General features: G+C 66.0%; 2 protein-coding genes. Both read right to left on the reverse strand.

Going from position 1 to position 12,352, the window contains the following annotated elements; genetic code table 11:
* Positions 1-7,084: SpvB/TcaC N-terminal domain-containing protein (locus AC1D1W_RS17510; RefSeq protein ID WP_476944353.1), on the reverse strand; the 7,084-nt coding region annotated here is incomplete at its 3' end.
* A 215-nt stretch (positions 7,085-7,299) separates the two neighbouring features.
* Positions 7,300-12,165: a Tc toxin subunit A-related protein gene (locus AC1D1W_RS17515; RefSeq protein WP_476944354.1), complete on the reverse strand. Its 4,866-nt coding sequence runs from the start codon at positions 12,163-12,165 to the stop codon at positions 7,300-7,302.
* Positions 12,166-12,352: the final 187 nt, after the last annotated feature.

A 12,352-nucleotide genomic window follows, 5' to 3' on the forward strand; every position in this document is an offset into this window, starting at 1 on the left:
CTCCCAAAGGGTCAGATATAAGGTCGGACCTCTTAAGGAAGCCCCCTCTTTCCGTCGTTCTAGGCAGGGTATTCTCTGTTTTGGATGGCGTATTCTCTGAAGAGTCGGTGAGTGCGGGGCGGGGCGGCTCTGATCTAACTTCCTGGGCCCCTGTTGGATCTACCATCACCATCGGGTTATTTTGGGAATACTGCCAGCCTGGTTGCGGCGGCCGAGGGAGCGGGTCGGTGGAGGTCCACCGGCAGAGCCATGGGGCGTAGTAGCGTGCTCCATGGTAGGTGAGCGAGCTTTCTTCGTCGCGCTCCTTGCCAGCAAAGCGGTACCGCTTTCGTTTGTAGCTGCCGAGGGAGGTTTCTCCGTACGGGGTGTATTCCTCGCGGTTGAGTAGCCCGCCTGTTATGTCAGCGGTGAGGGTGCTGCTGCTGAGGTGGTCAGACAGTGTGTAGGTGATTGGCGGCATGGTGTCGCCGGGGATCGGGTCGCTCTGGCGGATCGATGCGACCCCAGTGGCGGTGTCGAGAATGTGCAGTGTGTCGTGGATGGTGGTGCCAGCAGCTGGCCGGGTGTAGAGGGTTCGTTCGAATCCCGCACCGATGTAGATGGTGACAGTGTTGGGCCCGTTCTGGTTGCGTACGAGCTTGATGGTCCGCGTTCCGGAGGCGTCGTAGCGGTACTGGGCATAGACGGATGGTTCCGGCCCGGCCTGGGTGCGGTAGGCGGCGAGCCGGTTGGCGTGGTCCCATTCGAACAGCCGGCTGGTGGTTTCGGCGGTCATGTTCCCAGTGGGGTCGTAGCTGTACCCGGCAGTGAAGGATCCGACCGTCATCGTGGTCAGCCGGTTGCTGCCATCGGCCTGGTTGCAGGTGCGCGTGTACGCGCCGGTTGCTGCAGCGTCGGTGGCGTGCCTTAGGTTGAGGAGGTTGCCGACCGGGTCGTAGCTGTAGGTTTCGGTGTACGCGCGGGTGCGGTTAATGTCCGGACTGCGGGGTGTTTCCAGCCATGGCTGATCGGGTAGGGTGTCGGTTTCGCGCCCCGTGCCGGTTGTTAGACGGTAGAGCGGGTCGTAACTGAACCTGCGGTCGAGTGCGTTCGGGTTGGCCGGGGGGATGCCGCATTCGGGGGTCCGGTCGGCCAGGACTAGGAGATTGCCGGCGAGGTCATAGCGGTAGGTGTGGTCCTGGAGCGCAGGGCCGTCGGGCGCCCAGTCGGTGGGAGTGGGCTGCATGGCATGCGCAGTGTGGAGGCGGGAGAGGCGAAAGCTTCGCGGGTCGTACCGGAAGCGCAGGACCAGTCCGTTGCCGAAGTGAGCCATGAGGCGGCGGCCGTGGGCATCGTGGGCGACCGCTCGTAGGTAGTGGGTGCCGTCCAGGGTGATGGAAGTGATTCCGCCGCTCAGGCCGTAACTGTAGTCGTAACGGGTGCGGTTTCCGGCCGCGTCGGTCGGGCCGGTCTCGGAGGTTGCGCGTCCGAGCGCATCCCACACGTTGTCAGTCTGGTACGCTGCTCCATCGAGCAGGGTGTCCGCATGCGCGATGTAGCTTTCGCCGTTCGCGGGTTGCCAGTCCACGGCGTAGCTGGTRTTGTCCCACCCACCGCCGGTGCTCCCGGGGGCCGGGAGGGTGGAAATGAGTAGGTCCGGGCGCAAGATGCGGCGGGTGACGGTCGCTGGCTTGCCCTCGATGTTGTAGCCACTGAAGGCTTGTGCGCCGGCCTCGTCCAGGGTGAGCACAGGCTGCCCGAGGGCGTTGGCGTCGCGAGTCTGTTCGAGGGTTAGCCCGGCGCCGGCCGGGTCGTCGCCGTAGATGGTGACGATCCGCAGCGTGGGTGTTTGTCCCGAACGGTCGGCGGCCCAGCTATGCGACGGCCTGTGGGCCGGGTCAAACGCGGCCAGCGTGATCGCTCCCTTGTCGTCTCGTTGTTCGACCGGGGCTCCGGTTGCGTCTGGGATGGTGTGGGTGGTGCCGGCGTCCAGAAGCCATGTGCGCCATGGCTGGCCGGCAAGGTCGTAGAAGGTGGCCGCGCATGGGCGGCCTAGTGGGTCGGTGACGATAAGGGGGCGACCATCGATGTCGTATCCGGTGGTGGCGACCAGTATCTCGGTGTCGGTGTGGGCGGTGGTAGTGACGGTCCGGCCGAACGCGTCAAACAGGACACTGGAGGGAGTGTTCCAGTGCTCGGAGAAGGCCAGGCTGACCGTGGGGTGGGTGCGGCCGGCGTTGTCGTTGGCGTCGTAGGTGTAGCTTTCCCATGGGGTCGGTTCGGCGCCGGACGGGTCGCCGAGGCCGGTGGGGATGCCGGGGACGGTGAGGGTTTCGCTGCCGTCGGGTGCGACGGTGCGTATGCAGAGGCCGCGGGGGTCGTAGTGGCGGATGGTGCGTGCAAGTGACGTGAGCTTCTGGTCGCCGGGTGGGTGGTAACTGTAGCCGGTGTCGAAGAATGGTTCGTAGCCGATGACGGGCCGCCCTTTGTTGTCGTAGACGGTCCAGCCGCTGACGACGACTGCCGGGGATTCCGCTTCGAGATGGCCGGTGACGGAACCGACGGGCACTGCCGGGTCATCGATGAGACCGAGGTCATCGATAATAAGATCGTCGGCCTGGGCCCGGGTCTGTAGGAGTCGTCCCAGTCCGTCGCTGAACTCGACTGTGTGGATGAACCGTTCCGGGTGGCTGGTCTGCTCGTCCGGACCGAACAGGGCGGCGATTTCCGGGTCGGTCAGGGGTGACTGGCCCGCGGCGGTGCGGCGCGCATTCTCCTGGTCCACGATGGTCCATCGGTGCTCGACCCGCCTCACGGTTGTGACGCTCATGGGTTGGCGGGCGCCGGTGGGGGGACTCCCTGTGGGTCCGGTGTCGTCCCATGCCGTCAGGTGATACTCGTAGTAAGCCGCGGGCTGCTCGGGGGTGTCGCCCTCGGAGGCTCCGTCCGTGCCGAGCTGGGCGGTGAACGCGAGCAGCCCGAGCGGGGTGTAGCCGGCGGCGGTGCGGTTGCCGTTGGGGTCGGTGACCCGCGTCGGTTTCAAGAGCCGGCGGTCGTATTCCGCGGTGTTGGTCAGGCCGGCCGGGTCGGTGAAGCTGACCGGCAGCAGTTGGTAGTTGTCGTAACTGGTGGCGGTGTCCCCGCCGTAGGGGCCCCGGGAGACTGTGATCAGGCCGCGGCCGGTGTCGGGGCTGGTGTGTATGTCGTAGCTCAGCCGGGAGGTCTGGGCATAGTAGCCGGCAATGTAGTCTCCGCCATCAGCGTGCCAGATGTAGCCCAGGTGCGCGCCCCGGATGTCGGGGGCGCCGATGAGGGCCTGCTGGAAGGCGGCCGGGTAGTCTGCCGGCCAGTCATCAGGGGCAGCGCTCCCATCGAGGCTGAGGTAGGGCGGGGGTGTGATGGCGGTGCCGTTGGGTCCGGGCTGGCAGGATTCGGTGAGCAGCGTCGGGGTGATGACGAGGTGTTCGGTCCGCATTGGGAGCCCGTGGTCGCCCAGCTGGCCCGAGTTTAGGCCGGTGAAGGCCTCACCGTCATAGTACGAGAGCTCGAGTCCGCGCAGGCTGGTGTTGGTGGCGCCGGTGAGTGCGGCTAGCCCGAAGGCGAGCACGGGTCCGTTCCCGTCGTCGTCGCATTCGTACCGGGCGGTGCGCGCTACCCGGTCAATCATGTACAGTTCCGCGTCGTCACGGGTTGCGTACTCAGTGACGGTGAGGGTGGCCAGGCAGGCAGCACCCGGGCCGCGGGGGTTTCTGCCGCGGGGAACGCCAATGTCTGCGCTTGCATGCGGGCGGCCGTAGCCGTCGTGGCCGCCGGTGAGCACGAGCCGGGTCATGGGATCGGAACCGCGTTCCCACACTACCGACCGGGACAGCGTGGGACGGGCAGTTACCACGGGCGTTGCCCGCCAGCCTGGATCGTCGGGGCTGCGGCCGTCAAGGACCGGCGCGACCTGATAGGCATTATCGTGTACCTCATAAGGGCGCCCGGCGCGGGCAGAGCCGTCCTGGGCGTAAGTTTCTGTGCGCAGTATCCGGCCGCGCATCGCCCGGACCGCTTCGCGGAGCGGCGGGTGCCTTAGCCCATCCGGCAGCTCGGTGTAATCGACATGCCCGGCCAGGGGCGGATCATCAAGCCAGTACTCGTCGCTGAAATCGAGCTCTTGCCGAGCTCCGTGAGGCGGGCCGACCGGGCCCGGATGGAACCACGTGACGATGCGCACCGGCGCGCCGTCCACGGGCTCTGACGGTCCTGAGGGTACCCGGACCCACACGTGATCAACGTAAAATTCGGCCCCGTCTGCGCTTGCCGAGTAGATGACGATCTCACTACCGGGGGAGCTCCGGTTGCCGGCCTCCACGAGCATCCATCGGCCCGTGTCGGCACAGACGGCATCGCTGGTGGTACCCCCCCGGTCGCCGGTGCCAATCATCACGCTGCCCCGCACCACGTGGATCCAAGCCGAGGCGATCACTCGGGCGGGGCCCGTGTGCGCGGGAAGGAAGGTCTGCACGATGCCGCAGCCGCCCGCTCCGGTGGTGACGTGCACCATCGACCCACCCCGGCCGTAGGGCAGGGTTGAGGCCAGCAGGTCAGTCGTCGTGGTCGTCGCAGCGTTGTTCCAGACGGTCCAGGAATCGGCAGCTGACGGGCCACCACCTGACGGGTGGTCGACGGTCGTGGTCAGAGTGCTGGGGCCGCCGACGGAGGGGGTGTCGAAGCTGAAGTTGGCCAGCAGATTACCGGCGACCGCCGGATCAAATCCTGCCGGCACGCCCGTGCGGGCGGCCAGCGGGTCGAGCGGTTCAATTTTCACCGAGGGCAGCGGTTCAGGCGTGACAGGGAGAAGGGTGTCGGTCTGTTCGACACGGGCGAACCCACGGAACTCCCAATCCCGGGGATCCCAATAACCTTCGTGGTAGCTGAACACGTTGTTCAGGACCGTTTGGGCGAACGCGTCATGTGTGGTTACACGGGCCACCACGTGGACCGGGAACGGCAGGGTGGTCCGCCACGGGCACCCGGCGGTCCGGTCCGCGGTGGCGTAGGCGGTCGAGGTCGCGTACGACATCGTGGTCACCGCCCCGGCGTGGTTGTCGACGCCGATGAGCAGGTAGGGTTTGACCCCGCCTGTCAGGTCGAGGAAAGCGCTCCGATTCTCCGGCCCGACCCCTGACCACACGATGCCGGGCACCCCGGCACCGTTTAGGTCGGCCAGCTGTACCGCGGTCAGGTCGCTGATGCGCGGGGTTCCACGGATGATCACGGGGGCGGCGAAACCATTGCCCGATTGGTTGACCCAGAGTGTGACCTTGCCGTCACCGATGTAGAGCACGTCAGCGGTGCCGTCGCCAACCACGTCACCGACCAGCAGCCGGCGGGGATCGAACCCGGTCCGGGTGTAAGAGCCGGCGTCGCTGAAGTCAGGCGCACCTCTCATGGCCACGCACGGCCCAAACCGCCCATAGCCCAGGTTCGGCCGGTAGATCACCGACCTGTTGTTGATGAAGACGATATCGGTCAACCCGTCTCCGGTCATGTCGGCCGTTTGCACCCGCGGGTCGGTGAAGTCCAGGGCCGGCAGGTCGGATGATGCCGGCAGTCGCTGCAGGCCGCTAAACCCGCCCCGGCCGTCACCGTGGGCCATCATAGGCGGGTTACCTCCGCGCAGCAGGTCCGCCTGGTGGTCCCCGTCAAGGTCGAGCAGCCGGACCTGAGGATCCGTCAGTGGGAATGTCGGGGCGGTCCTGGCCGTGTAACTGGACGGGTCGAAGCCCGCCGACGCTCCGGGCACGTCACCCGGGGCGGCCAGGGACCAGGTTGCTGTTCGGGTCGCCGAAGAGCTGATGAGTTCGGGCCGGCCGTCCCCGTTCAGGTCGGCCAGGCGCGTTCCGGGCTGATCCAGGGAAACCCCGGCCGGTGCGTCAGCGATGGAACGGGGCAGGTCGAATAGGCCGCCGCCGCGGTTGCGCCAGTAGCGGGCCGTTCCGTTGAGCTGCAGCAGGGACGGCAGACCGTCCCCGAACACGTCGGCCAGTTCCAGGCCGCCGGTACCGAGCGGGGTAGGCGGGAGGACGGGGTCCAGCAGCCGGAACCGGCGGGAGGCCGGATCCCAGTCACTGTAGGTGAACTCCAGCGGCGGCAGGGTCTGCTCCGCGGCGCCGTCGTGACCGCGGACCTGGATCCGGCCCAGCAGCGAGACCCCGTTACCCGGGGGCGTTCCTGCTTCATCGACGTAGTCCAGGCTCATGCTGGTGGCCAGCACCGGGGTCCCAGGCTGTGTCCAGATTTCGATGCGTTTGGCCCGCAGCGTGGTGCGCAGCTCGAAGCCGGGCCGCCGGTCCGAGAACGGGTCGGGTCGCTGCACGGGCCCGTCCGGGTCCTGGTCCTGGTAGATGATGCGGACGCTGACCAGGTATGCCGGGTTCCCCTTGTCGCCGTAGTCCGCGTACCGCACATTTGCCAGATAGCGTTGCGGACTACCCGTCGGGTCGGGGCGGTAGGTATAGCTGATCCGGTTGCCCAGCGGGTCACTCGTCTGGCTCAGCAGCCAAGTGAAGATTCCACCGGCAGGGTTGGCGACTATGGTGGGATCGACCCAGTCAGCCGGGGCGTCCGCCGGCCGGGGGGTGCCATAAAGGCTGCGCAGCCCGTTGCTCGCGCGGACGTCCCAGTAGTCCCCGTTATTACCGGTCACGTGGGTGATGCGGGCGAACCCGGCTTCGGTCCGGGGCCGGTAACGGCTCACCGTCCCCACGGCCCCCGCCGCCGGGGCGTCACTGCCGGCCGGTACGGGCACCAGTTCCTCAGCACCGGAGAGCACGAACGTATCCAGCGCGTCATCGTAGCGTGGGATGCCTCGGTCCGTGCGCCGGGCCACCTGCGGTATGCCGAGGGTCCAGCCCAGCCCAAAGGCGCCGTTTCTGGCCCCCGTGCTGTAGGCCAGGGATATTGATGGGGTCAGTCCTGTCCGTCCCTGCGGAAGGGCAATAGGGACGGTCAGGTTCCCGGTACCGGTGTGCAGGTCGGGCTGGAAGGTTTCGCCTATCGCGGCCAGCGCCCCGCCACCCTTGGGAACACTGATTCCGCCCGCTTCCGGTCCGCTCACCGGACGCCCCGGAGCCACGGACTAAGCCACGGGTAGACCTCATGCGTGCCGGCATGGCCAAGGGCCCGGTTCAAGGCCTGTTCGAGCCCCCGTGTGCGCCTTGGAGGAACTGCATCACTGAACCAGGGCCCGGCATGACCCGCACTGGCCACCGGAACCACGACGGCATTGGAGCGGCTTCTCATTTTGTTCCTCCACCCATAAGTGAGTTGGGGTCAGGTGGGCCATGCGGGTGCGCGGCCGTGCCAGCTGATGACGAACAGCAGGTCCTCAACCCGGCCGGCGGTGAATAGCGGTCCGGCCGTCGCTCCCAGGGACAGTTGCCAACTGCCCGTGGGATCGGTTCCGGTCAGCGGCGACCAGGCGAGAGCGCCGCGCCGGGTGCTGGCGATGCCGCTGCCGTCCGTTTCCGTACTGCCGCCCACCGGAGTGCCGCCGATAGTCCGGCTGAGTGAGACCTGGATCTGCGGTACCGGGTCCGTTCCCGCAGTGGACAGACCGATTGCAATTTGGGTTGTCAGCAGCCCCTGAAGATCTGCCGGGAAATCGTTGCGTGAGAGGGTCAGGGTGGTGCTGCGGGYGCCGTCCGGGCCGGGATTGTTTAGCTCGTACCACTGGTCGGGGAAGTCGCGGGCCAGGCTGAACACACAATCGGAAGACCGGTCGAGGTTCGCGTTCAGCTCCCGGGTAACGAGGGCCCCGTAGTCCGGATCGGCCAGTGCGGTGTAGTCGATCCGGACGAGCAGGTCGGCGATGCTGGAGAACGCGAACGGGTTGGCCGCCTTTGGCAGGCTGAACTGCCATTGTGTCGCGACCCCGCTGCCTTGGAAGGGGAGGAGCATCTCTGGCTGCAGGTCCAGTTCGAAAACACCGGTCGCGTTCAACGGTGAGGTTACCGCCACTGTCACGGGGTCCCGGCGCAGGACGACGTCGGTAAAAGATCCGAATGCGCCCGGTGTCGTTACCTTCGAGATTCCGGTGTTGCTCAGGGTGGCGCGGATGCCGCGATCGGGCGGTACCAAGGCAACGAGGCTGAGGTGGACCTGGCGGATCAGCCGTTGGTAGTGGTCGGGGAAATCCCGGGAGAACCAAGACATAGGTGTTGCGAAGCTTAGCTGTCCCRTACGGCGGAACTGCAGAAAGTCCATCGGTAGGATCTGGGCGAGGGAAAACGTTTGGGACAGGTTTAGCCGCCGCTCATCGGTTGAGAACGCGTACTGGTCCAGGCGCAGCAGGTCCTGGGCCAGCAGTTCGGCGCCGGTCATGCCCTTGGTGTCCGTGATGGGCGCTTTGCGGCCGCCCTGCGGTGCTTTCCAGTAGTCGACGCCGATGTAGGTCCTGACTGGTTCGGCGCGCTCGAACGCGAGTTGGTCCTGCGCCAGGCGCGCCGTGGACGTGGCTTGCTGAAGGAAGTACCGGTAAACCGACCCGAGGGTGTCGCTCATCCACAGGTAAAGGTCGGGGGTGGTGAACTGGCTGGTCAGGAGCGCCAGCGTCGACTTTGCCTGTTCGTTCTGTCGGGTAGACACGTCTTGTTCGGCCCTGGCGATGGTCATCTGGTCTTTGGCGACCCTCTGCTGGGCGGTGGCTACCAGCACGTCCTGGGCCGCCGACGCCTGCTGAATGGCAGTCTCCTCGCGCCGCGTCTCAATGCCGGCCCTGAGCTGGTTGGCCTGCATCTGGGACTGCAAGTCATTGATGAGGATCTCCGCTCCGGCTTTGACTCCAAATCCGGCAATTTGGATGCCCCCGAGAGCGGCTTTGGCTCCGAAGCTGAAGATCAACGAATCGAGGCTAGCTGCGCTGGCGGCAGCTTGGGCGATGCCGATGGCGCCGTTGGCGACGGAGACGACGTCCTGCAGGTCGCGCAGTTGCCCATACTGGTCCAGCAGTGCGGTTTCGTATTGGTTCGGGGGGGCTCCCAGCTGTCGGCTGTAGGTGGCCTCCATCAGTGTGGCCTTGGTTTTCTGCGTGTAGGCGGCTTTTGCGGCGTCGTCGGCGTCCTGCACGCGCGCGTCGTGCACTTTTGATTGCAGGTCGGCCAGGCCCGCCGCGAACCGCGCGTCACTGAGCCTGAGGGTTCCGGCGTCGTATTTTTCCAGCAGGGACAGGTATTGTGCTTCGAGTTGTCCGGCCTGCTGCGCCATCTGCTGGGCGCGGGCGAGCAGGATTTTGAAGTGGTAAGGGGTGGGCTGGCGGATGGCGTTGTTGCTGCTGGAGGCTCCAGCCACGAGCCGGGGAAGGCCCGCGATGTTCCGGCCCTGGCGGAGCTTGGCCAGCTGGGTTTTGACACGTGTGGCTAGGATGTCCAGTTGCGGCAGCGCAAGGGCTGCTTCGCCGGGGCCGGACGGCTTCACTGGTTCGAATCGTGGATGGGCGAGCAGTCCCTGGGCGGTGAGGTAGAGGGTGCGGGCGTGCCCGAGTGAGGCGTCGGTGTCGGCGCTGAACTCGCTGTTGCCGTAGTCGATAAGGCCGGTGATGATTGTCAGCAGCGTGTTGCGCAGGTAGGGCGCGGGCCTGCCGCCCCGGGCGTCGACGAGGTGAAAGGGGTTGAGATCTTTGGTCCAGTTCGGCGGGAAGGTCATGTCAGGCGGGGTGGGCGGCGTGTCGCCTTCATCGTTGATGCGCTCGTAGATGGACACCGCCTGTGGATCGTTGTATRGGTATACGACCCACAACCAGTCCATCGCATCCTGATAATGACCTGCCGCGAGCAGTCTCCTTGCCGCCAGCATTGGTACAGCCCAAAATATCTCCCGCGCGGCAGCGGGGCCGTCCTTGTCATAGACTTGCACGGCATTCGACCACGTCGCGAGGAGCTCCTGATTATCCCGGTTGCGGCCGCTGCCGTAGCTCCATTTGTCGGGAAAAACGGGCACCGGGGGAACCCGTTCTTTGAGCCACGAGGAGCGTGCGCCGCAATACGTCGTCACTTTCTCAAGGACTTCTGCAGGGGCGGCATCTCTTGCCAAATCCTGAAGACCCGTCACCAGAGTCTGAAAATCGCGTGAAACGTCAGGGCTGGGGCTCGGGACGGGCTCCGGCGCGGCGGGGTCCAGCGTGGCGAGGGCCAGTGCTTCAGGGTCCAKCGCCGCTTCCGGGAACAGGAACGCGGACGTCGCCTGCCGCCAGCTATCGATTCCACCCATCCATCGCCAAGCCGCGTCGAAGGCGCGAGTGTCCCCGAGCGTCCAACCATGTGCCGGTGAGGCCGCACTGACATCCCCGGATCGGACCAGCTCGAGTAGCGTCTGCAGGCTAGCTGTCGCCTGCCCCGTACGGGTCGTGGTGACCGCTCCGCCGGAGCGGAAGTCGACCTGATACTCACCGGTCAGGTATTCTCCAGCGTCTCCGCTGAGTGTCGTTTGCACATCGGCGAGCAGCGCGTTCCTTAGAACAGGAAGGGCACGCTGCTCGGCGGCTGTCACCAGAGCGGCCGAGGAGGCAATGAGGTTCTGCCGGCGCATGGCCCTGGCGGTCAGCGTGCTGTTCCAATCGGTCCGGGCGCCCGGGTGGATGCGGAGGACCCCCACGTCAGGGACGTTTTGACCGACGGTGAAGAATTCGGGTGAGAGGACAATGCCGCTTTCCTCCGGCAGCCACTCCGCGTACTGGCGCCGTCGGAATGCCCCGGTGAGCACCTGCACCGCGTCGTCCCACTCCTGGACGGTGGGTTGGGCAACCGACGCCAGCGACGCAAGGTTGAGCAGATACAGGAAGCCGGTACGGTCGAGTCCGGCTGCGGCCAGGGAGGCGCTGATGTCTATGCCTTGGGCGTCCTGAGTTTGCCAACTGGAGAGCATCTGCTGGGTGCCATGGGGCAGGCCTGCGGCCAATACGGCCTCGAGCTTGTCTGTTGGATCGGTGGTGCCGGCCACCGCGGCTGTCAGGCTCCCCTGAGCCGCGGCCAGGAGGTCAACGCGGGCCTTTAGCAGCTGCTCGATACGGGCAACGAGCGTACTGCCAGCCCGAATGTCAGAGGTGGTGATCACATCCGGGTCGACGAGGACTGCGAAGGCGCGCGGGGTGGGAGGGCTGAGGTCCTCGATCTGCCACTGCGAAGCCTGGGTGGTCAGTTGCCAGGTGAGAAACTGCGGCTGCTGGATCGAGCGCAGAGGGTCCAGCCCTGCGGCGGTTTGCGGCAGGCCGAACAGACGCTCCAGTTCTGACTCCGTCAGTGCGGCTCCGTCCAGGGTGAGGGCGTCCAGCTGATCGGGTCTACCGTCTGCCGATCCCGTCGGCCCGTACAGCGTCAGACCCAGCCGTGCCGCCAGGGCACGCCTTGACGTGGTGTYGGCCCCGCGGGCAAGTCTTATCTCGTCATAGCTTGTGCCGGCGCCGGAGAGTAGCGTCCGGTATGCGGTCTGCAGGTATTCGGTGTCTCCAGCAGGATCTTGCGGAATTCCCGCGCTGGCGACCCGGGACCTTAGGAGCTCTACCGGAAGGCGGAGTTCGTTGACGGGAAGGAGGCCGGCGCTGGCCGCTGCGCTCAGCGGCTGGCTCATTCGATCCACAGGCTGCTGCAGCGTCACGGTGAGGTCAGCCGAGGTGATCTGGCCACCGGGCTTGACCACGACATCACGGGCGAACGCCATCAGTGCGGCGAGGTATTCGGTGTCGCTGATTCGCTCGGGCAGGGATGCCGGCACGTAGTCGCTGATCCCCTCCAGCGGCCAGAAAAGGACATCGGTGGTGTTGCCGGCATCATCCGAGGCTTGGAGGTACACGGTGAAGGGGCCCAGACCCGGCGCTTTGACCGTCGCCGACCATTGTGAGAAATCGCCCGACTGACCGGGGCGGGCCTCATCGAACGGGCCATCGGGTGCGAGCGATACCTTTACAAAGGCTTTTCCACGCATGCCGCTCTGGGTGTCGCTGCACGATCCGGTTAGGTTCACATCGCGGGAGCTGTCGAGCGGGACTTTGCCTCCCAGCGTCGGATGGCTGACGGTCAGGCGAGGCATAGTCACATCAGCCGCCGTGACGGTGCGTACCACCGTGCTTGCGTGCTGTGAATCCACGGATGTGGCTGTGATGGTGATCGCACGGGGACCCAGTGGCATCGGATCCAGATGCAGCACCCCCTGCCACTCGCTATATGAGTCGCCAGTGGGAGGCAGCTCCACACTGTTCTGCCCGCTCTGAGCCAACACTGTCAGCTCGCCCCGCCGGCCCAACCAGTCAGTTTCGACCGTGAGCGTAACGTTGGCGCCTGTTTCTGTCAGCGGTATTGTAACTGGTGGGGTCTGTTCCGGGGGTGTTATGACG

The organism is Arthrobacter sp. P1_B4 (assembly GCF_056406555.1).